The organism is Bradyrhizobium sp. CIR18 (assembly GCF_014198295.1).
Classification (GTDB): Bacteria; Pseudomonadota; Alphaproteobacteria; order Rhizobiales; family Xanthobacteraceae; genus Bradyrhizobium.
The window spans coordinates 284,656-306,750 of sequence record NZ_JACIHF010000001.1 but is presented as its reverse complement, the minus strand read 5'-3'; the positions used below and the strand labels follow the sequence as shown (position 1 = coordinate 306,750).

General features: G+C 64.2%; 13 protein-coding genes. 3 read left to right on the top strand and 10 right to left on the bottom strand.

Annotation, left to right across the window (positions count from 1 at the left end; genetic code table 11):
• Nucleotides 1–10: 10 nt before the first annotated feature.
• Both GGD65_RS01550 and GGD65_RS01545 read right to left on the bottom strand, forming a co-directional pair.
• Nucleotides 11–1,411: an efflux RND transporter periplasmic adaptor subunit gene (locus GGD65_RS01550; RefSeq protein WP_183234235.1), complete on the bottom strand. Its 1,401-nt coding sequence runs from the start codon at nt 1,409–1,411 to the stop codon at nt 11–13.
• A complete protein-coding gene (locus tag GGD65_RS01545; RefSeq protein WP_183234234.1) occupies nt 1,401–2,885 on the bottom strand; it encodes an efflux transporter outer membrane subunit in 1,485 nt (494 codons plus the stop codon). The genes GGD65_RS01550 and GGD65_RS01545 overlap by 11 nt, the downstream gene beginning before the upstream one ends.
• Nucleotides 2,886–3,607: 722 nt before the next feature.
• On the opposite strand from GGD65_RS01545, the gene GGD65_RS01540 reads away from it, so the two are divergent.
• Nucleotides 3,608–4,642 carry a cysteine synthase A gene (locus GGD65_RS01540; protein ID WP_183234233.1) on the top strand — a complete coding sequence of 345 codons (1,035 nt, stop codon included), beginning with the start codon at nt 3,608–3,610 and terminating at the stop codon, nt 4,640–4,642.
• Between the two features lie 61 nt (nt 4,643–4,703).
• Here GGD65_RS01540 and GGD65_RS01535 read toward each other — a convergent pair whose 3' ends face one another.
• The 8 genes from GGD65_RS01535 to GGD65_RS01500 all read right to left on the bottom strand — a co-directional run bounded on the left by GGD65_RS01535 (nt 4,704) and on the right by GGD65_RS01500 (nt 18,648).
• Complete coding sequence (locus GGD65_RS01535) at nt 4,704–6,944, bottom strand: glycosyltransferase family 41 protein (protein ID WP_183234232.1); 2,241 nt, start codon at nt 6,942–6,944, stop codon at nt 4,704–4,706.
• Nucleotides 6,945–7,106: 162 nt separating this feature from the next.
• Complete coding sequence (locus GGD65_RS01530) at nt 7,107–9,332, bottom strand: tetratricopeptide repeat protein (RefSeq protein ID WP_183234231.1); 2,226 nt, start codon at nt 9,330–9,332, stop codon at nt 7,107–7,109.
• A 72-nt stretch (nt 9,333–9,404) separates the two neighbouring features.
• Entirely contained in the window at nt 9,405–11,678 is a 2,274-nt protein-coding gene (locus tag GGD65_RS01525; RefSeq protein ID WP_183234230.1) for a tetratricopeptide repeat protein, read from the bottom strand.
• Between the two features lie 115 nt (nt 11,679–11,793).
• Nucleotides 11,794–14,034 carry a tetratricopeptide repeat protein gene (locus GGD65_RS01520; RefSeq protein ID WP_183234229.1) on the bottom strand — a complete coding sequence of 747 codons (2,241 nt, stop codon included), beginning with the start codon at nt 14,032–14,034 and terminating at the stop codon, nt 11,794–11,796.
• 101 nt (nt 14,035–14,135) lie between these two features.
• Nucleotides 14,136–14,873: an amino acid ABC transporter ATP-binding protein gene (locus GGD65_RS01515; RefSeq protein ID WP_183234228.1), complete on the bottom strand. Its 738-nt coding sequence runs from the start codon at nt 14,871–14,873 to the stop codon at nt 14,136–14,138.
• Between the two features lie 11 nt (nt 14,874–14,884).
• Nucleotides 14,885–16,405, bottom strand: a complete 1,521-nt coding sequence (locus GGD65_RS01510) for an amino acid ABC transporter permease (RefSeq protein ID WP_183234227.1) — start codon at nt 16,403–16,405, stop codon at nt 14,885–14,887.
• Nucleotides 16,402–17,607 carry an amino acid ABC transporter permease gene (locus GGD65_RS01505; protein ID WP_183234226.1) on the bottom strand — a complete coding sequence of 402 codons (1,206 nt, stop codon included), beginning with the start codon at nt 17,605–17,607 and terminating at the stop codon, nt 16,402–16,404. The genes GGD65_RS01510 and GGD65_RS01505 overlap by 4 nt, the downstream gene beginning before the upstream one ends.
• 24 nt (nt 17,608–17,631) lie before the next feature.
• Nucleotides 17,632–18,648 carry an amino acid ABC transporter substrate-binding protein gene (locus GGD65_RS01500; RefSeq protein WP_183234225.1) on the bottom strand — a complete coding sequence of 339 codons (1,017 nt, stop codon included), beginning with the start codon at nt 18,646–18,648 and terminating at the stop codon, nt 17,632–17,634.
• 389 nt (nt 18,649–19,037) lie between these two features.
• Here GGD65_RS01500 and metC point away from each other — a divergent pair, with 389 nt between their 5' ends.
• A complete protein-coding gene (gene metC / locus GGD65_RS01495; RefSeq protein WP_183234224.1) occupies nt 19,038–20,222 on the top strand; it encodes a cystathionine beta-lyase in 1,185 nt (394 codons plus the stop codon).
• Between the two features lie 176 nt (nt 20,223–20,398).
• Nucleotides 20,399–22,090, top strand: coding sequence for a Na/Pi cotransporter family protein (locus GGD65_RS01490; protein WP_183234223.1), 1,692 nt, complete (start codon nt 20,399–20,401; stop codon nt 22,088–22,090).
• Nucleotides 22,091–22,095 lie beyond the last annotated feature (5 nt).

Here is a 22,095-nt window from a genome sequence, read left to right as displayed (position 1 = left end):
GTTGTCGGGATCATTGCTGCTTGGCTCCACTTCCCGCTGCCCCCGGCCCCGGGGCCGGCCCGGTCTGCCCCTTCTGGTCGCCCTCGCTGCTCTTGCGCTTGGCGCGGAACTCGCTGTCCTTACCCTGTTCCTTCTGGTGCTCCTTCTGCCCTTCCTTGGCACCATCCTTCTTCTGGGCGTCAGGCCCGCGCGACCGCTTGCGCGGGGCGAGATCGGCCGACGGGGTCTGGTCGTCGCGGCCGATGGTCACCTTGGAGCCGTCGGACAGATTGGCAAAGCCCGTGGTGACGACGCTGTCGGTCGCCGACAGGCCGCTGGCGATCACCGCGTCATGCTCGTTCTGCTGGGTCACGGTCACGGGCTTGGCCGAGACGATATTGTCCTCGCCGATGACATAGCTGAACGTCCCGATCGGGCCGCGCTGCACGGCCGAGGTCGGCACCACCAGCGCCTGCGTCAGCGTCTCGACCTTGAGACGGACATTGACGAACTGGCCCGGCCAAAGCTGGTAGTTGGCGTTGGGAAACTCGGCCTTGAGCTTGAGCGTGCCGGTGGTCTGGTCGACCTGGTTGTCGATGCCGGTGAGCTTGCCGGTATCGATCACGGTGATGCCGTCATTGCCGAACACGTCGACCGCCAGCGTACCCTTCGACGCCGCGGCGTTGACGCGCATGATTTGTTGCTGCGGCAGGCTGAACCATACCGCGATCGGCTGCAATTGCGTGATCACCACGAGGCCCGTGGTGTCGGCGGCGTGGATGATGTTGCCCTGGTCGACCTGGCGCAGGCCGGCTCGCCCTGAGAGCGGCGCCACGATCTTGGTGTAGCTCAGCGTCGCCGCCGCGTTGTCGATCGCAGCCTGGTCGGCCTTGACCAGCGCCTCGGTCTGCGCGACCAGCGCGCGCTGGGTGTCGGCCTGCTGCTTGGAGCCGGCGTTGGAGGCAGCGAGCTGCTCGTACCGTGTCAGGTCGATGCGCTGGTTGGCGAGCTGGGCCTGATCCTGCGCCTTCTTGGCGACCGCCTGGTCGTAAGTTGCCTGGTAGAGCGCGGGATCGATCTCGCCGAGCACGTCGCCCTTTTTGACGTCCTGCCCTTCAGTAAAATTCACGGCGATCAGCTTGCCGTCGACCTGCGAGCGCACGGTCACGGTGTTGAGCGCGCGGATCGCGCCGACGCCGTCGAGATAGACCGGAACGTCCTGAACGCGGGGCGTCGCCGCCAGCACGGGCACCGGCAGGTCCGGCCGCGCGTTTCGGTCGGCAGCCGGCTTCTGGTGCATCGCGTTCCAGCCGAGATAGCCGAGGCCACCAAGGATCGCGAGCGTGATCAGGGTCATGACGAAACCGCGGCCGCGCGACTTCTTCGCCGTCCCCTCCTTCGCGTCCTGCTTGGTATCCGGCTTAAAGAGCATTGACCGGTTTCTCCATTCGCGGCTCCCAGCCGCCGCCGAGCGCCTGATACAGGCTGACGATGGCGAGCAAGCGGGCCAGTTGCGCCTGTGACAGCGCGTCTTCCGCCTGGAACAGGGTCAGTTGAGTGTTGAGTACAGTCACGATGTCGGCGGTGCCGGCGCGCAGTTGCTGCTCGGAGAGATCGAAGGCGCGGCGTGAGGCGACGACGACGTCGCGTTGCAATTGCAGCTTGATCGTGGTCTGCTTGATCGAGAACAGCGCATTGTCGACGTCGGCGAACGACTGGATGATGGTCTTGCGGTAGGTCTGGAGCAATTCGTCCTGCCGCGCCTTGGCCAACTCGAAATTGCCGAGGATCTTGCCGCCGTCGAAGATCGGCTGCGTGGCGCTGCCGACGAGCTGGAAGAAGGCCGCATGCGGCTGGAACAGCGAGACCAAAGCCGAGCTCTGATAGCCGCCATTGCCGGTGAGCTGAATGGTCGGAAAGAACTGAGCACGGGCATTGCCGATATTCGCCGTCGCCGAGGCAAGCTGCGCCTCCTGTTGGCGGATGTCGGGCCGCTGCGTCAGCAGCTCCGAAGGCAGGCCGGGCGTGACGCGCGGGATCGCGATCCGGTCCAGCGAGCCGCCGAGCACGCGCACGCTTTCCGGCGGGCGCGAAACCAGCACGGCGAGCGCGTTGACGTTCTGGTCCAGCGTCTGGCGCAGCGGCGGCACCAGGGCTTTCTGGTTGGCAAGCACGCTCTCCTGTTGGGCGACGTCGAGATCGGTGCCGGTGCCGGCCCTGCGCCGCTCCCTGACCGCATCGAGGATGCGCTGCGCGCTCGCAATGTTGCGCTGTGAGGTCCTGATGCGGTCCTGCGAGGCCAGCACCTGGAAATAGGCGTTGGCGACGGCCGCCAGCGTCGTCAGCGCGACGGTGTCGCGGTCAAAGCGGTTGGCGTTCGCCGTCTCTTCCGCCGATTGCAGCGCATCGCGATTCTGGCCCCAGAAGTCGAGCTGGTAGCTCGCGCTCAGCGAGGTCGAATAATTGACGACTTCGCGGCCGCCGATCGAAAGGCCGGACGCGCTCGAGCCCGAGGTGCGCGAATAGGTTTCCGATCCGCCTGTCGAGACGCTCGGCAGCAGCGCCGCCCCCGCCTGCCGCGCCTGGGCGTCGGCCTGGACGATGCGCGCAACGGCGGCGGCGATGTCGAGGTTGACGGTTTGCGCCTCCTCCATCAGCTGCGTCAGCTCCGCGGAGCGGAACCCGCGCCACCAATCCAGTGACGGCGGCGCATCACCCTTGCCCGCATATTTGTACTGCGTGGGAACGTCGAGGGCGGGATCGGGAAGATCCTGGGTCAGCACGCAAGCCCCCGAACCGGCGGCAAGGCACACCACCGCAATCCAGCGCGCCGCGCGCAGCGTCCGGGATGCAGAACCTTCAGACCGCCGCATGGCGATCGCAGGAACATCCTCTGTCACATCCATCCCCCGCGGGGCAGATCGAACCGCCGCGCAGCCGGATTAGCCGATTCGCGGCGCGACAGTCGGGGGGCTTTGGACAACTCGTTCACAGCGGCGATGCTTTCTGCGGAACCTCGAAAATCATACTAGCCGGGCGCTGAACTGCGGGACAGTCCCGCAGTTGCGAGATGGCCACGCCGACGAAGTGGAAACGAACCGCTCGAAATTCAAAAGACGGCTGTCTTGCAGGGATTTTTCTCATTTTGAAACATTGGGATACACGATCAAGCTTACCAAGATTTCATGTGATATTGCTGCCACAGCGGCACTTGGGCGTTTCCATCCGACCGCACCACGCCCCGCCTCAGTCGCGCCCTGGCTGAGTAATCTCACAAGCCCGTCAATCGCCGAACAGAAAGCCGTTCCTCGGGCCGATCTGATTCGACCATCCGGGCGTCATCCACGGCCCTCGATGGCGAGAAGCCTCGGCCTTGGAAAAAGTTTGTCGCGAGTTGGCTGGTCGCGACTGTCATCTTCCCTGGCCTGACGGAGCGCAGGCGTTTCCTCCTATCGATATCCCGGCTTGCGGCCGAGCGCATCGCCGCCGGGCGCGCCTCTTGGGAATATTGCTGTTTGAGCAGAGGTTTCGCTCGGTTTCGCCGCAACGCAAAAGCCTTCCCCTTTGGCCTTCCAAGCACTACGTTCTCGCCAACCAGATCAACCCCCTTGGTAGCGATTTCCCTGACATGACCATTCGAAATGACGTTGTCGAAGCCATCGGCAACACCCCGCTGATCAAGCTGAAGCGCGCCTCGGAACTGACCGACTGCACCATTCTCGGCAAGGCCGAGTTCATGAATCCCGGCCAGTCGGTCAAGGACCGCGCCGGCAAATGGATGATCCTGGAGGCCGAGAAGCGCGGCGAGCTCAAGCCGGGCGGTCTCGTGGTGGAATCGACCGCCGGCAATACCGGCATCGGCCTTGCGGTCGTCGCCAGCGCGCGCGGCTATCGCACCCTGATCGTGATCCCGGAAACGCAGAGCCAGGAGAAGAAAGACTTCCTGAAGCTGTGCGGCGCCGAGCTGATCGAGGTGCCGGCCCTGCCCTACGCCAACCCCAACAGCTACCAGCATGTCGGCCGCCGCCTCGCCGACGAGCTGCGCAAGACCGAACCCAATGGCGTGCTGTTCGCCGACCAGTGGAATAACCTCGACAATGCCAAGGCGCATTACGAGTCCACCGGACCCGAAATCTGGGAGCAGACCGGCGGTAAGGTCGACGGCTTCGTCTGCTCGGTCGGCAGCGGCGGCACGCTGGCTGGTGTCAGCCGTTACTTGAAAGAGCAGAACAAGAACGTGCGGATCGCATGCGCCGATCCGCACGGCGCCGGCATGTATGAGTACTTCAGGACCGGCGATCCCAAGGCGACGCCGGGTGGCTCGATCACCGAGGGCATCGGCCTCAACCGGGCGACCGCCATCGTGGAGACCGCGAAGGTCGATGATGCCTATCTCATTCCCGATGCCGAAGCCGTCGGCGTGATCTACGAACTGCTGCAGCACGAGGGCCTGTGTCTCGGCGGCTCGACCGGTGTCAACATCGTGGGCGCAATGCGCCTCGCCAAGCAGCTCGGACCCGGCAAGACGATCGTCACCGTGCTGTGCGATTCCGGCAGCCGTTATCAGTCGAAGCTGTTCAACGCGGACTTCATGCGCGCCAAGAACCTGCCGGTGCCGGAATGGTTGGAGAAGCGCAGCAACATCAAGCCGCCCTTCGTGTGATCGTCACGCGCCCCCTCGGGTCGGGGACGCGCGTCACAAAGCTCAGCGCGGTTCGTCCGGCTTAAACGACCTCGCCGCGCTCCGCAGCAGCGGCACAATAGTCGCGCCAGAACCGGCGGTACCCCTCCTCGACCCTGCGCGTGTAAATCTCGACATTGCCGGCGGGCGAAGCTGCAATCCGGGCCGGCAGGCCCGCGCGCAACTTCGCCAGATAGTCGGGCTGCGACGCGAATTTGCGGGCGATCTCGACATAGCCGTCGTCATCCTCGGCGACCCAGTCGTTAAGCCCGACCGCCGCCACGATGGCGCCGCCGGCGCGTGACGAGGCGCCGTGACCAAGCTTGGCCACGACAGGAACGCCCGCATAAAGGGATTCCCAGGTGCTCACGCCGCCATTTTGCGGGAACGTATCGAGCGAAATATCGACTCGCGCAAAGGCCCGCAGATGTTCCTCGCGCGCTGACGAGCCCAGGCAGGTGATGTTCTGTTCGGGGATGCCCTGGTTCACGAGCCGCGCAAGAAGGCCGTCGCGCAGCATGGGATCGTCAAGCAGCGTATGTTTGATGATGATCCTGGATCCGGGCACCTCGCGCATCACCTTCGACCACACGCGGATGGCCTCATCCGAGATCTTGGAGATGCGATTGAAAACGCCAAAGGTCACATGGCCGTTGCGGAGCATGGGAAGCTCCGAAGCAGGCACATCCAGGATGGGATCGATCGTGATCAGGCAAGGTAGATCGCAGACCTTTTCAGCCAGTAGACCACGGACCGATTCCGGAATGAAGATCGGATCGGCGAGCACGTAGTCCATGGTCTGAAGGCCGGTGCCCGTGGCATGTCCGAAGCCCGTGACCTGGATCGGGGCGGGCTTGCGGGCGAAGACCGGGAGCCTGTTGCCGGTCGTATGCCCTGACACGTCGATCAGGATATCAATCTTGTCAGCCTCGATACGATCGGCCAGTTCGTCGTCCGAAAGCTGCCAGGCGTCGACCCAGACGTCCGCCAGCAACTTGAACTTGGCGGTCATCTCATCTCGTACCGGCGAGCACGAATAGCAGACGATCTCGAACTTGGCGTGATCATGGTGGCGCAGCACCGGTAACAGGCCGAACGCCGCCGAGTGGTACCAGAACTCGGCCGCGACATACCCGACCACGATCCGCCTGTCAGGATCGAGTTGCCGGGGTGCGTGCGTCTTCTGCGCCAATCTGGCGCCGATCGCATCCCCCCAGGATTTGCGCGCCGCCTGCTGGATCGCGAAATCGGCGTCGGAGAGAAAGTCCAGAAAATAGATCTTCCGCGCGAGCAGGTCCGGCTGGTCCGGCGCGATTTCGAGCGCGGCGTCGAGATGTTCGATTGCGGCTGCGATTTCGCCCTGGTTGGCAAAACAGGAGCTCAGCAGCGCCAATGCGATCGCCGAGCGCGGATTTTCTTCGAGCAAAGCCGTGCAGGCCAGGATCGCCTGCGCGGTATTACCCATGCTCAACGCGACTTCCGCCTTCCCCCGCAACGCAACTTCGAGCTTCGGTGAAAGCGCAAGGGCTGCGTCAAAATCCGCCGCCGCCTGTTCCAGCCGCGACAGCGCAAGATTGAGCCGTCCGCGGTGCGCCAGGAGCTTCGCCGAACCTGGCCTGATCGCGAACGCCGCTGCGAGCGCGGCTTCCGCCTCGTCGTAATGCTTGAGCTCGATCCCGACCACGCCCTTGCCGATAAGGGCTTCGGCGTGACGCGGCTGAAACAACAGAGCGCGCTCGAAACTCTGCCTGGCGCGGTCAAATCGGCCCAGCGCCAGCTCGGCGAGGCCACGATTGCAGAGCGCATCGGCATTGTCGGGCTTCAGGACGATGGCGCGGTCGTACAGCTCGATGGCCTGTTCGGGCAGGTTCATCTGAAGCAAGCTATTGCCAAGGCCGGCCAAGGCCGGCGCAAAGTTCGGCTTCAGCGCGATCGCCTTTTCCTGACAGGCGCGAGCGGCGTCAAATTTCTGAAGGGCCAGATGCACTGCCGCGAGATTGTTGTGGGCCTCGTGCGAGCGTGGCTCGATCGCGATTGCGCGCTCCAGCAGCTGCTGCGCCTCCTGCAGGCGCCCGCTTTGTTGCACGCTCAAGCCGAGCAAATGCGTAGCGTCGAAATGATCCGGAACGGCTTGCACGATCTGGCGGCAAAGCGCCTCGCTCTCCGCATATCTACCCTGGCCATAGGCGCTCGCCGCCGCGGAGATGATACCGTCGGCCTGCTTCTTCAATTTCTTCTGCAACCGCGCATTCTGGAATGCGCGCGCGCCGGCGCTGCTCTGCAAGATGTCTCTCCGGGAGATGGTGCTCGGCGAGTCTAGCTGATTCGCGCAGTTAGCCTGCCGGTCGGCGAGACCGGAAATTACCCGGGATATCCCGGGCCCGCGCTGGACTGTCCTGGCTCAGGAACCGCTGGGCGCGCCCGCATCGCCGGCGACGGCGTTGCCTCACCCCGCAGCGGCGGCACAATGGTCGCGCCAGAACTGACGATAACCCGCTTCGAGCTCACGCGTGTAGATCTCGACATTGCCGGCTGGCGAAGCTGCGATCCGAGCCGGTAGGCCCGCGCGCAATTTCGCCAGATGCTCGGGCTGCGAGGCAAATTTGCGGGCGATCTCGACATAGCCGTCGTCATCCTCGGCGACCCAGTCGTTAAGCCCGACCGCCGCCACGATGGCGCCGCCGGCGCGCGATGAGACGCCGTGACCGAGCTTGGCCACGACAGGAACGCCCGCATAGAGGGATTCCCAGGTGCTGATGCCGCCATTCTGCGGGAATGGATCGAGCGAAATATCGACTTGCGCGAAGGTCCGCAGATGATCCGCCCGCCCTGACGAGCCCAGGCAGGTGATGTTCTGTTCGGGGATGCCCTGGTTCACGAGCCGCGCAAGAAGGCCGTCGCGCAGCATGGGATCGTCAAGCAGCGTATGTTTGATGATGATCTTCGATCCGATCACCTCGTGCATCACGCTCGACCACACCCGGATCGCCTCGTCCGAGATCTTGTTGACACGGTTGAACACGCCGAAGGTCACATGGCCGTTGCGGAGCATGGGAAGGTCCGACGGCGGCACATCCAGGATCGGATCGATGGTGTTGAGGCACGGCAGGTCAAACACCTTTTCGGCCAGCAGATGCCGTGCCGATTGCGGAATGAAGACGGGGTCCGCGAGCACATAGTCCATGGTCTGCATGCCCGTGCCCGTCGCGTGTCCGAATCCGGTGGCCTGGATCGGAGCCGGCTTCCGCGCGAAGACCTGCAGCCTGTTGCCGGTCGTGTGGCCCGAAACGTCGATCAGAATGTCGACATCGTCGGCCTGGATGCGATCGGCGAGCTCGTCGTCCGAGAGCTGCCACGCATCGACCCAGACGTCCGCCAGCGACTTGAATTTGGCGGTCATCTCGTCTCGTGACGGCGAGCACGAATAGCAGATGATCTTGAAGTTGGTGTGATCATGATGGCGCAGCACCGGCAGCAAAGTCAGCCCCGCCGAGTGCTGTCGGAATTCGGAAGCGACATAGCCGACCACAATCTGCTTGTCCGGATCGAGCGGCCGCTTCGGCAGCGTCCGCCGCGGTATCCTGGAGCCGATCACGTCCCACCAATCCCGTCGCACCGCCTGCTGGAGCGCGAAATCGGCCTCGGCACGGAAGTCCTGCAAGAAGATCTTTCCCCGGATCGCATCTTCATAGTCCGGCCGGATCGCCAGGGCGCGATCGAGATATTCGATCGCGGCGTCCATGTCTCCCTGGTTCGAATGAGCAAAGCCCATCAGCGCCAGCCCCGTCTCCGAGCGCGGATTTCGCTCGATCAAGGCCGCAGCGGCCGCCATCGCCTGCGCTGTCTTTCCCATCACGAGGCAAGCCTGTGCCTTGCCTCGGAGAGCCAGCTCGAGCTTGGGCGAAATCGCAAGCGCCGCCTCGAAATCGGCGACCGCCGGTTCTAGACGCTGCAGCTCGTAATTGAGCCGCCCGCGTTGCGCCAGTATCTTCGCCGAACCGGGCCTGATTGCGAGCGCCGCCGCGAGAGCAGCTTCCGCGTCATCGTAATGCTTGAGCTCGAGGCCGACCACCGCCTTGCCGACGAGCGCCTCGACATGGCGCGGCTGAAACAACAGCGCGCGCTCGAAGCTTTGCATGGCAGGGGCAAACCGGCCCAGCGCCAGCTCGGCCAGACCACGATTGCAGAGCGCATCGGTATAATCGGGCTTCAGCTTGATGGCGCGATCGTACATCTCGATCGCCTGTTCGGGCAGGTTCATCTGGAGCGAGGTATTGCCGAGGCCTACCAGAGCCGGCAGAAAATTCGGCTTCAGTGCGATCGCCTTCTCCTGACATGCACGGGCGGCCTCGAATTTCTGAAGGGCCAAGTGCGCAGCCGCGAGATTGTTATGGGCCTCGTGCGAACGCGGATCGATCGCGATCGCGCGCTCGAGCAATTGTTGCGCCTCCTCCAGGCGCCCACCCTGTTGCGCGCTCAGGCCGAGCAGATGCGTCGCGTCGAAATGATCCGGAATGGCTTGCAGGATCTGCCGGCAGAGCGCCTCAGTCTCCGCATGTCTGCCCTGGCCATAGGCGCTCGCCGCGGCAGCGATGATGGCGTCGACCTGCTTCTTCAATTTCTTCTGCAACCGCGCATTCTGGAATGCGCGCGCCCCGGCGCTGCTCTGCAAGGTGTCTCTCCGGAAGATGGCCCGCGGCGAGTCTAACTGATTCGCGTTCCGGGGCGTGTTGCAGGATCCGGCTCAGGAACCGCCGGCTGCGTCCGCCCCGCTTACCGCAGCGTCGCCGCTTTCCGCGCCTGCGGCACAATAGTCGCGCCAGAACTGACGGTAACCCGCTTCGAGCTCACGCGTATAGATCTCGACGTTGCCGGCGGGCGAGGCTGCGATCTGAGCCGGCAAGCCCGCGCGCAACTTCACCAGATGCTCGGGCTGCGACGCATATTTGCGGGCGATCTCGACATAGCCGTCGTCATCCTCGGCGACCCAGTCGCCGAGACCGACGGCGGCCACGATGGAGGCGCCGGCACGCGAAGAAGCTCCAATGCCGAGCTTGGCGACGACGGGAACGCCCTTGTAGAGGGATTCCCAGGTGCTGATGCCGCCATTCTGCGGGAACGTGTCGAGCGAAATATCGATCTTGTCAAAGGCCATCAGGTGATCGTCGCGCGAGGTGGTGCCGAGGCACGTGATGTCCTCCTCGGCAATGCCCTGCGCGATGAAGCGTGCGATCAGGCTATCGCGCAGCAAGGCATCATCGAGCAAACCATGCTTGAGGATGATCTTCGATCCCGGCACCTCCCGCATGATGCGCGACCACACACGGATCGCATCATCCGAGATCTTGTAGATGCGGTTGAACACGCCGAAGGTGACGTAGCCGTTGCGGAGCATTGGCAGTTCGGAAGGCTGCAGATTGGTGACCGGCTCCATCGTGATCAGGCACGGCAGATCGTAGATCTTTTCCGGAAACAAATGTCGAGCCGATGGCGGAATGAAAATGGGATCCGCGAGCACGTAGTCCATGGTCTGCATGCCCGTGCCCGTCGCGTGCCCGAAGCCGGTTGCCTGGATCGGAGCCGGCTTCCGCGCGAAGCATTGCAGCCGGTTGCCGGTGGTGTGGCCCGAAACGTCGATCAGGATGTCGACATTGTCGGCCTGAATGCGATCGGCGAGTTCGTCGTCCGACATCTGCCAAGCGTCGACCCAGACGTCCGCCATTTGCTTGAACATGGCGGTGTACTCGTCCGCTCCCGGCCAGGAGTAGTAGCAGATGATCTTGAACTTGGCGTGATCATGATGGCGCAACACGGGCAGCAAGGTGAGCCCCGCCGAGTGTTGCCGGAATTCGGCCGCGACATATCCGACCACGATCTGCTTGTCCGGATCCAGCGGCCGCTTCGGCAGCGTCCTTTGCGGAATCTTCGAGCCGATCGCATCCCACCATGACTTTCGTACAGCCTGCTGGACCGCGAAATCGGCATCCGCGAGGTAGTCCAGCAGGAAGATCTTGCCTCTGATCGCGTCTCCATAGTCCGGCCGGAGCGCCAGCGCACGATCGAGATATTCGATCGCAGCGTCCATCTCTCCCTGGTTCGAATAAGCGAAGCCCATCAGCGCCAACCCCATCTCGGAGCGCGGGTTGCGCTCGATCAAGGTCGTCGCCGCCGCCATCGCCTGCGCGGTCTTTCCCATGACGAGGCAGACCTGCGCCTTGCCCCGAAGGGCCAGTTCGAGCTTGGGCGAAATCGCAAGCGCCGCATCGAAATCCGCCAGCGCCTCGTGGAGGCGCTGCAGCTCGTAACTGAGCCGCCCGCGCTGGGCCAGGATCCTCGGCGCGCCAGGCTTGATCGCAAGCGCCGTGGCTAACTTGGCTGCCGCCTCCTCGTGGTGCCGCAGCTCCATGCTGACCATGCCGCTGCCGACGATGGCCTCGGCGTGACGCGGCTGAAACAGCAGGGCGCGATCGAAGCTCTCCTTGGCGCGCAGGATCTGTCCAAGCACGATCTCGACCATGCCGCGATTGCAGAGCGCATCGGCATAATCCGGTTTGACCTTGATGGCGCGCTCGTGCATTTCGAGCGCCTGCTCGTACAGCCCCATATGCATCAGCGTGTTGCCGAGATTGGTCAGCGCCACCGCGAAATTGGGCTTCAGCGCGATCGCCCTCTCCTGGCAGCGCCGCGCGTCCTCGTAATTGCCGAGGTCGAAATGCACGGTCGCGAGGTTGTTATGGGCATCGTGCAGGCGCGGATCGAGCGCAATCACGCGCTCCAGCAGCTGCTGCGCCTCCTCGAAGCGCCGGCCGTCGTGGGCGCACATGCCGAGCAGGTGGATGGCGTCGATGTGATCCGGAAGGGCTTTCAGGATTTCGCGGCACAGCGCCTCGGTCTCGGCATATCGGCCCTGGCCATAGGCGTTCGCCGCAGCGGCGATGACGGCATCGGCCTGCTTCATCAATTTTTTCTGCAATCGCGCATTCTGGAATGCGCGCGCGCCGCCGCCGCTGTTCTGCAAGGTGTCTCTCCGGAGGATGCCCTGAGGCGAGTCTAACTGATTCGCAGCTATGGCCGGCCGGTCACCCGGCCGGCAGCGACTCCGGGATTTCCCGGGGGGGCAACGCAAGGTCGGGCTACGCCACCTCGCCGCCTTCCGCAGCGCCGGCACAGTAATCGCCCCAGAACCGGCGATAGGCCGCTTCGACCTCACGCGTGTAAAGTTCGACGTTGCCGGCAGGTGAGGCTGCGATCCGAGCCGGCAGTTCCGCCCGCAATTTCGCCAGATGAGCGGGCTGTGCCGCATATTTGCACGCGATCGCGGCGTAGCCGTCGTCATCCTCGGCGACCCAGTCGTCGAGGCCGACGGCCGCCACGATGGAGCCACCGGCGCGTGCCGAAGAGCCATTGCCGAGCTTGGCGACGACCGGAACGCCCGCATAGAGCGATTCCCAGGTGCTGATGCCGCCATTTTGCGGGAAGGTGTCGAGGGAGATATCGACTTGCGCAAAGGCCAGCAGATGCTCGTGGCGCGTGGTCGAGCCCAGGCAGGTGATGTTGTCTTCGGCAATGCCCTGGGCCACGAACCGCGCGATCAGGCCGTCGCGCAGCAAGAGATCGTCGAGCAGCCCGTGCTTGATGATGATCTTCGACCCCTTCACCTCACGCATCACTTTCGACCACACCCGGATCGCATCATCCGAGATCTTGTAGATGCGGTTGAACACGCCGAAGGTCACATGGCCGTTCCGGAGCATGGGAAGCTCCGAGGGCGGCACGTCCAGGATGGGATCGATCGTGATCAGGCAGGGTAGATCATGGACTTTTTCGGCCAGCAAATGGCGCGCCGATTGCGGAATGAAGATGGGATCGGCGAGCACGTAATCCATGGTCTGAAGGCCGGTGCCCGTGGCGTGTCCGAAACCCGTGACCTGGATCGGGGCCGGCTTGCGGGCAAAGACAGGCAGCCTGTTGCCTGCCGTATGCCCGGATACGTCGATCAGGATGTCGATCTTGTCCGCCTGGATGCGATCGGCCAACTCGTCGTCCGAAAGCTGCGCGGCGTCGACCCAGACGTCCGCGAGAGGCTTGAATCTCTCGGTAATCTCGTCCTGCAGCGGCCAGCAGGAATAGCAGACGATCTCGAACCTCGTGTGATCGTGTTGGCGCAGCACCGGCAACAGCGCGAACGCGGCCGAGTGGTTCCTGAATTCCGACGCGACATAGCCGACGACGATCCGCCTGTCCGGATCGAGCGCCCGGGGCGGCAGTGTCCGTTGCGGCAGCCTGGCGCCGATCGCATCCCACCAGGATTTCCGCGCCGCCTGCTGGACCGCGAAATCGGCCTCGGGCAGATAATCCAGGATGAAGATCTTGCGTGCGATGGCATCCGCATAGTCAGGTGATATCTCGAGCGCCGCGTCGAGGTGCTCGAGCGCCGTCGCGACGTCTCCCTGGTTCGCGTAGCAGGCGCCGAGAAGCACGATTGCGTAATCGGACCGCGGATTGTCCTCGAGCAGGGTCTTGACGGCCGCAATCGCCTGCGTCGTGTTTCCCAAGAGAAGGTTGACCTGCGCCTTGCCACGCAGCGCGAGCTCGAGCCGCGGCGATTGCGCCAGCGCCGCATCGAAGTCCGCCGCCGCCTGCTCCAGCCGATGCAGATCGAAATTGAGCCGTCCGCGCTGGGCCAGAATCCGCGGTGAACCCGGCTTGATCGCCAAGCCTGCGGCGAGGGCGGCTTCCGCCTCCTCGTAATGCCGGAGCTCGATGCACACCATGCCCTTGCCGGCGATCGCTTCCGCATGACGCGGCTGAAGCGACAGGGCGCGATCGAAACTCTCCTTGGCGCGCTCGGACCGGCCGATCATCAGCTCCGCCATGCCGCGGTTGCAAAATGCATCGGCGTAGTCGGGCCGCAACCCGATAGCGCGTTCGTGCAGCCTGATCGCCTGTTCGCCGAGGCCGACGTTCAGGAGCGTATTGCCGAGATTGGTGAGGGTGATCGGACAATTCGGCTTCAGCGCAATGGCCTTCTCCTGGCATGCGCGGGCGTCCTGGAATTTCTGGAGATCGAAATACACGGCGCCGAGATTTCCATGGGCATCGGGCGAGCGCGGGTCGAGCGCAATCGCGCGCTCGAACAGCTGTTGCGCCTCCTCCAGCCGCCCGCCTTCATAGGCGCGAAGGCCAAGCAGGTGCGTGGCATGGAAATGATCCGGAACCTCCTCCACAATGCCGCGGCAGAGCGTCTCGGCCTCGGCAAATCTGCCCTGCCGGAGCGCCTCGACCGCGAGCGACATGACGGCGTCCGCCTGCTTCCTCAACTTCTTTTGCAATCGCGCATTCTGGAATGCGCGCGCGCCGACACTGCTCTGCAAGGTCTCTCTCCGGAAGTTGGTCCGGAACGAGGCACAGCTGATTCGGATGGTGCCAGGCTGGCGGCCCGGTCAGACCGGCGCGGTCTCCGGATGGCAGGTGCTCAGCGCAAAATCTGGCTCAGGAACAGTTTCGTGCGGGCGTGCTGGGGCGCCGCAAAGAATTCGTTCGGCGTGTTGGCCTCGATGATCTGGCCGGCATCCATGAAGACCACGCGGTTGGCAACCTCGCGGGCAAAGCCCATTTCGTGGGTGACGACCAGCATGGTCATGCCCTCCTCGGCGAGGTCCACCATGGTGTCCAGCACCTCCTTGACCATCTCGGGGTCGAGCGCCGAGGTCGGCTCGTCGAACAGCATGACCTTCGGGTTCATCGTCAGGGCCCGCGCGATCGCGACGCGCTGCTGCTGGCCGCCGGACATCTGCCCCGGAAACTTGTTGGCCTGATGCGGGATCTTGACCCGCTCCAGGAACTTCATCGCGTTGATCTCGGCGTCCTTCTTCGGGATGTTGCGCACCCAGATTGGCGCCAGCGTGCAGTTCTCCAGCACGGTCAGATGCGGGAACAGGTTGAAGCTCTGGAACACCATGCCGACCTCGCGGCGGACCGCGTCGATGTGCTTGAGGTTGGGCCCGAGCGCGATGCCGTCTACGACGATCTCGCCCTCCTGGAATTCCTCCAGCGCGTTGATGCAGCGGATCAGGGTCGACTTGCCGGAGCCCGAGGGCCCGCAGATCACGATGCGCTCGCCCTTCGCGACCGCAAGGTCGATGTCGCGCAGCACGTGAAAGTCGCCGTACCATTTGTTGAGGCCGGAAATCTTGACGATGGGGTCGGACATGGTGACCTCGATCAGTTGCGACGGTGGGCGTTGAGGCGGTGCTCGACGAACAGCGAGTAGCGCGACATTCCAAAGCAGAAGATGAAGTAGATGATCCCGGCGAAGGCGAAGCCGGTGAACGCGGTCGAAGGCGTTGACCATTTCGGGTCCGAGAACGAGGCCCTGAGCGAGCCCAACAGGTCGAACAGCGCCACGATCGAGACCAGCGAGGTGTCCTTGAACAACGAGATGAAGCTGTTGACGAGGTTCGGAATGACGTGACGCAGCGCCTGCGGCAGCACGATCAGCGAGGTCGTCTTCCACCAGGACAGCCCCAGGGCCGCGGCCGCCTCGCCCTGCCCTCGCGGGATCGCAGCGAGCCCGCCGCGGACGTTCTCGGCCTGGTAGGCGCCCGTGAACAGCGCGATGCCGATCAGCGCGCGGACGAGACCGTCGACGGTGAAATTGCCGGGCAGGAACAGGGGCAGCATGTAGGTGGCGAAGAACAGCACCGTGATCAGCGGCACGCCGCGCCAGAACTCGATGAAGGCGATCGAGAAGATCCGGATCAGCGGAATGGTGGAGCGGCGGCCGAGCGCCAGCGCGATGCCGATCGGCAGCGAGGTGACGATGCCGGTGACGGAGACCACCAGCGTCACCAGGAGGCCGCCCCACAAATTCGTCGTCACGACCGGCAGTCCACCGCGATCGAGACCCATCAGCTTGATCACCGCGGCGATGGCGAAGAAGGCAGCAATGCTCGAGGCCAGAGCGCGCCAACCCGTGCGCAAGCCGCCGCCGAGGCCGAAGGCGATCAACGACACGACTGCGGTCGTGACGGCAAAATCGGCCCAGACCGACTGACCCGCTCCCTGGATCTGATCGCGCAACCAGGTCAGCGGAAGGATCAGCCAGGAGATCGCCGTGCCGACCAGCACGATGAAATTCCCGACCGCCCACAACAGCGGCGCAACGGCGGACGTCTTGCTGAAACCGAGCACGGCCCGCCCGGCGCCGATGATGCTCTCGTCGAACAATTCCAGCAGGCCGGCGGTCCAACTGAGGCCAAAGCCCTTGATGCCGCCACCGTGCAGCAGAAAGAACGCGACCACTGGAAATGCGAAGAAGAACAGACTGGCGTTGAGCCCCTTTGCCGGCAGACGCGGCACGAGCAGTGGCACAAGCAGGACCGCCGCAAGGACAAACGCGAGGTTGACCCGCCAGCGCTCGGCCTCGGGATAAAAACCATAGATCAATTGCGGCAGCTTGGCCTGGATGTAGGGCCAGCAGGCGCCGACCGCAAAGCCGGCGTTCTCCGTGAGGCACGCCGTGCGGTCCTTGCCGCTCCAGACCGCATCGACCATCAGGAACCTGACCGAGGGAACGATGGTGAACCACAGCAGCAGGACGCCGACGATCGTGAGCAGGATGTTGGTGGGCGAGTTGAACAGGCGCGTGCGCATCAGCCCGACAAAGCCCGTGGTCTTCATCGGTGCGGGACGCTCGGTGAGCAGGTCGCGGCGGACGAAGCTGCTCGAGGCGATATCGCTCATGCGCCCAGACTCCGGCTGACGCGCCACCCGTAGACGCTCATGATCGCGCTGGTGAGCAGCGAGATCAGGAGATAGATGCCCATGGTCATCGCGATGATCTCGATCGCCTGCCCGGTCTGGCTCAGCGACGTGCCGGCGAACACCGAGACGAGGTCTGGATAGCCGATCGCGACCGCCAGCGACGAGTTCTTGGTGAGATTGAGGTACTGATTGGTCAGCGGCGGCACGATGACCCGCATGGCCTGCGGCACCACGATCAGCCGCAGCGTGTTGCCGCGGCTGAGGCCGAGCGAGGCCCCCGCCTCCATCTGCCCCTTGTGGACGGACAAGATTCCGGCGCGCACAATCTCGGCGATGAAGGCGGCGGTATAGGTCGACAGCGCCAGCGTCAGCGCCACGAACTCCGGAATGATCCGCGATCCGCCGGCAAAATTGAAGCCCTTCAGCTGCGGCAGCTCGAAGGTGAAGGGCAGACCGAACACCAACATCGTGGCAAGCGGCAGCCCGAACAGCAGGGCCAGCACGGCGGGCCAGATCCGGATCATCCGCCCTTCCTGAAACAGCGCGCGCCGCGCATAGAAGCGCAAGGCCAGTGAGGCAACGATACCGAGCGCCAGCATCGCCAGGAATGGCTCCAGGCCGCTCCCGCCGATCGGGCTAGGAATGACGAGGCCGCGATTGCTGATGAAGGCAACGCCGAGCAGCGAGATGCTCTGCCGAGGATTGGGCAAGGCAGCCAGCACCGCGAGGTACCAGAACAGGATCTGGAACAGCAGCGGCAGGTTGCGGATGATCTCGACATAGATCTCGCCGACGCGGGACAGCAGCCAATTGGGCGACAGCCGGCACAGCGCGACGATGAATCCGATCAAGGTGGCGAAGACGATACCCACCACCGAGACCACGAGCGTATTCAGGAGCCCGACCACGAACACGCGCAGGAACGTGTCCGAACCGGTATAGGAGATCAGGGTCTGGTTGACGTCGAAGCCGGCATTATTCCTGAGGAAGCCGAAACCGGCGGCGATGTGCTGGTTTTCGAGATTGGCGCGGGCATTGGAGACGATCTCATAGCCGATCCAGCCCAGGATCGCCGCGAAGGCAAACTGGACGGCAACGCCGTTCCAGCCTGCCTTGCCACCCAGAACGCGCCTGATCTTCAGCGCGATCTGGGGTGGCGGTTTTCGGGCCTCGGTGCTCATGCCGCTGCCAGCGGATCAGGATGATCAGCGGATCGGCGGCGCGTACTGAAGACCGCCCTTGTTCCAGAGATTGTTGAGACCGCGATTGATGGCGAGCGGCGAGCCCGCGCCGACATTGCGATCGAACACCTCGCCGTAATTGCCGACCGCCTTCACGATCCGCACCACCCAGTCCTTGGTCAGGCCGAGTTGTTCGCCGAAATTGCCGTCGGTGCCGAGGACGCGCTTCAACTCGGGATTTTCCAGCTTCGCTTTCTCGTCGACGTTCTTCGAGCTCACGCCAAGCTCTTCGGCGGTGACCATCGCGAACAGCGTCCACTTCACGATGTCGAACCACTGATCGTCGCCGTGGCGCACCATGGGGCCGAGCGGCTCCTTCGAGATGATCTCGGGAAGCACCATGTGGTCGTTGGGATTGGCAAGCTTCAGGCGATTGGCGTACAGGCCCGACTGGTCGGTGGTGAAGACGTCGCAGCGTCCGGCCTCATAGGCCTTGACCGTTTCGTCGTTGGTGCCGAACGCGATCACCTCGTACTTCATGTTGTTGGCTTTGAAGTAGTCGGCCAGATTTTGCTCGGTGGTAGTGCCAGTCTGCACGCAGACCGAGGCGCTGTTGAGCTCGAGCGCCGAATTCACCTTGAGCGACTTCTTCACCATGAAGCCCTGCCCGTCATAATAGGTCACGCCGGTAAAATTGGCGCCGAGCGAGGTGTCACGCGAGATGGTCCAGGTGGTGTTGCGCGAGAGCACGTCGATTTCGCCGGATTGCAGCGCGGTGAACCGGTCCTTGGCGGACAGCGGCACGTACTTGACCTTGGTCGCATCGTTGAAGATCGCCCCGGCGATCGCCTTGCAGAGGTCGACGTCGAGGCCGGTCCAGTTGCCCTTGTCGTCGGGCGAGGAGAAGCCCGGCAGGCCCTGGCTGACACCGCAGGACAGCATGCCCCGGTCCTTGACCGTCTTGAGCGTTTGCGCGTCGGCGGCTTGGGCGGAGAGGCCGGCGGCGAGAGCAAGGGTGAGAGCCAGGGTTACGCGTTTCATGGGCTTTGGGCCTTTCAAAGTCGTCTCAAGGAACGTTGTCTCAGGATCATCGCTGCCAGGGCCAGGCGTATCAAGGCCAGCCCTGCAAGAGTCATGCTGGAAAACCTTGCCGAACACCCGCCGATCCCGGGAGGCCATACCTTAATCCCCGCCGCAGGCGCCCGCCGATATGGCTGTGGCGCAAGGTCCGGTCAGACGATGGATCGAAGGTCGCGGCAGGCCCCTCAACATGCGGCGACTGAATAGCACCTGCGCATCACAGAACGACTGGCGTGCCGGGTCAAGGGGTTGACGGGACTCTTCTGTGTTCTGTTATTAACGACAGCGGCCTTTCGGCCAGCTCGTCAGGCGCCAAGCCCGAGCGGAAACGCGGTTTTGAAAGCAGACGCATGGATTCCTCGCACCCCCAAGAGCAGCAGGCCGAGACCCGGCTGGTCACCTCCGGCCGCGACACCAAGGCGCAGAAGGGGTTCGTCAATCCGCCGGTCTTTCACGGCTCGACCGTGCTCTACCCGACCGCCGAGGACCTGCACGCCCATCGCGGCGAGTTCACCTATGGCCGTCACGGTTCCCCCACCACCAAGGCGTTCCAGGAGACGCTGATGGCGCTGGAGGGACCGCAATGCGCCGGCGTCGGCATCGTGCCGTCGGGGCTGTCGGCGATCTCGACCACGCTGCTCTCGGTGCTCAAGGCCGGAGACCATCTCCTGGTCTGCGACAACGTCTATCGGCCCTCGCGCAATTTCTGCAACGGCATGCTCACCCGCTTTGGCGTCGAGACCAGCTATTTCGATCCGATGATCGGCGCCGGCATCGACAAGCTGTTCAAGCCCAACACCCGGGCCGTGCTGGTGGAGGCCCCAGGCTCGCAGTCGTTCGAGATGCCGGACATCCGCGCCATCGCCGAGGTCGCGCATGGGCGCGGCGCGCTCGTCATCGATGACAACACCTGGGCAACGCCGCTCTATCACCGCTCGCTCGAACAGGGCGTCGACATCAGCATGCAGGCCGCAACCAAATATATCGGCGGCCATTCCGACATCATGTTCGGCACCATCTCGGCAAATGCCAAGGCCTGGCCGATGGTCGCCGAGGGCATTCGCCTCCTCGGCGTCTGCGCTGGACCCGACGACGTCTTCCTGGCGCTGCGCGGCCTGCGCACGCTGTCGGTGCGGCTGGCACAACATCACCGCTCCGGGCTCGACATGGCGCGCTGGCTGGCTAGCCGGCCCGAGGTCGCGCGTGTGCTGCATCCCGGCTTGGAGACCGATCCCGGCCACGCGATCTGGAAGCGCGACTTCACCGGTGCGTCCGGCCTGTTCAGCATCGTGCTGAATCCGGCGCCGCAGAAGGCCGTCGACACCATGCTGAACACGCTCAAGCTGTTCGGCATGGGCTTTTCATGGGGCGGCTTCGAGAGCCTTGCGATTCCCTTCGATTGCGATGCCTATCGCACAGCGACCAAGTGGGCGCCCGGCGGCCCGACGCTGCGCCTGCATATCGGACTGGAAAGCGTCGACGACCTCAAGGCCGATCTCGACCGCGGCTTCGCTGCCCTCAAAGCGGCAATGTGAGCCTGCTCACAAGGCATCTCGACTGCGGACGCGCCAACGCGCGCCGCGGCGGACGCTCAACGCGCCGCGGGAACGTGCAGCTGGCGTAAACGTTAACGCCGACGCGCCAACAAAAGGTTTGAACCTCAAGCATTTGGCGCTAGCCTCACCAATCGACTCCAATCCGGACACGGAGCATGGGAACGTTGGTTCTGCTCGATCTGATGGGCGGCGTTGCGCTGTTGCTGTGGGGCCTGCACATGGTCCACAGCGGGATCTTGCGCGCCTTCGGTCCTGACCTGCGGCGGCTGCTCGGCAAGGCGCTGAGTAACCGCGGCAGCGCTTTCGCCGCCGGCCTCGGCCTCACCGCGCTGCTCCAGAGCAGCACCGCGACCGCCCTGATCACGAGCTCGTTCGCCGCCGAAGGCCTCGTCAGCCTCGCCGCGGCGCTCGCCATCATGCTCGGGGCCAATGTCGGCACGACGCTGATCGTGCAGGTGCTGTCGTTCAACATCGCAGCCGTCGCGCCGGTCCTGTTCGTGCTCGGCCTCGTCGCCTTTCGCTCCGGCCCGCGATCGCGGATCAAGGACATCGGCCGCGTCTGCATCGGCCTCGGCCTGATGCTGCTCTCGCTGCACATCCTGCTCGACACGCTGGCGCCGGCGGAGAACGCACCGGGCGTCCGCATCGTGATGTCGGCCATCACGGGCGACCCCATATTGTGCATCGTCATCGCCGCCCTCGTCACCTGGGCCGTGCATTCAAGCGTCGCCAGCGTGCTGCTGATCATGTCGCTGGCCTATTCGCAGTTCATCACGCCCGACGCGGCGCTGGCGCTGGTGCTCGGGGCCAATCTCGGCAGTGCCATCAATCCCGTGTTCGAGGGCGCCAGGCGTGACGACCCCGCGAGCTACCGCCTGCCGGTCGGCAACCTCATCAACCGCGTGATCGGGATTGCCCTCGTCCTGCCCTTCCTCGGCGCGATCGCCGAGCACATGCACGCCTGGCAGCCCGATCTCGCCAGGATGACGGCGGCTTTCCACATCGCCTTCAATGTCGGCACCGCCGTCCTCTTCATCGGCCTGCTCGACACCATGTCGCGCCTGTTGACACGCCTCCTGCCCGATCGCGCGCAAGAGGCCGATCCGGCCCGCCCGCGCTATCTCGACGAGACGGCGCTGGAGACGCCGTCACTGGCGCTCGCCGACGCCGCTCGCGAGACCTTGCGGATGGGCGATCTCGTCGAGGTCATGCTGCGGAAGGTGATGGCGGCGATGATGACCGGCGACCGTGCCCTAGTCGACCAGGTCTCCAAGATGGACAATTTCGTCGACGGTCTCGACGAGGCCATCAAGCTCTACGTGACCAAGCTGATGCGGGGCAGCCTCGACGAGAGCGAAGGACGGCGTGCGATGGAGATCATCTCCTTCGCCATCAATCTCGAACATATCGGCGACATCATCGACAAGAGCCTGAGCGAGCTCGCCACCAAGAAGATCAAGCGGCGCTTCCAGTTTTCGGCGGAAGGGGCCGACGAGCTCGCCGCCTTCCACAAGCGCACGATGGACTCGCTGCGGATCGCCTTCGGGGTCTTCATGTCGGGCGATGCCAACGAGGCGCGCAAGCTGCTGGTGGAGAAAACCGCGCTGCGCAACACCGAACTCGCCGCGGTCGAGCGACATCTCGACCGCCTGCGCGAGGGCCGCCCCGAAACCATCGAAACGACGTCGCTGCATCTCGACGTGCTGCGCGACCTCAGGCGCATCCACTCGCATATCTGCTCGGTCGCCTATCCCGTGCTCGACGCGGCCGGCGTGCATTATCGCAGGACCGAGGCGGAGACAGCGGCCCTGCCAACCTCAGGCGCGGCCTCGGCCTTGCCGCACTAAAACCT

Excerpts from the sequence above, each read along its gene's own strand:
- GGD65_RS01540 (WP_183234233.1), top strand. The coding sequence starts at position 3,608 with ATGACCATTCGAAATGACGTTGTCGAAGCCATCGGCAACACCCCGCTG.
- GGD65_RS01500 (WP_183234225.1), bottom strand. The coding sequence starts at position 18,648 with ATGAAACGCGTAACCCTGGCTCTCACCCTTGCTCTCGCCGCCGGCCTC.
- GGD65_RS01515 (WP_183234228.1), bottom strand. The coding sequence starts at position 14,873 with ATGTCCGACCCCATCGTCAAGATTTCCGGCCTCAACAAATGGTACGGC.
- GGD65_RS01505 (WP_183234226.1), bottom strand. The coding sequence starts at position 17,607 with ATGAGCACCGAGGCCCGAAAACCGCCACCCCAGATCGCGCTGAAGATC.
- metC (WP_183234224.1), top strand. The coding sequence starts at position 19,038 with ATGGATTCCTCGCACCCCCAAGAGCAGCAGGCCGAGACCCGGCTGGTC.
- GGD65_RS01490 (WP_183234223.1), top strand. The coding sequence starts at position 20,399 with ATGGGAACGTTGGTTCTGCTCGATCTGATGGGCGGCGTTGCGCTGTTG.
- GGD65_RS01545 (WP_183234234.1), bottom strand. The coding sequence starts at position 2,885 with ATGGATGTGACAGAGGATGTTCCTGCGATCGCCATGCGGCGGTCTGAA.
- GGD65_RS01510 (WP_183234227.1), bottom strand. The coding sequence starts at position 16,405 with ATGAGCGATATCGCCTCGAGCAGCTTCGTCCGCCGCGACCTGCTCACC.
- GGD65_RS01550 (WP_183234235.1), bottom strand. The coding sequence starts at position 1,411 with ATGCTCTTTAAGCCGGATACCAAGCAGGACGCGAAGGAGGGGACGGCG.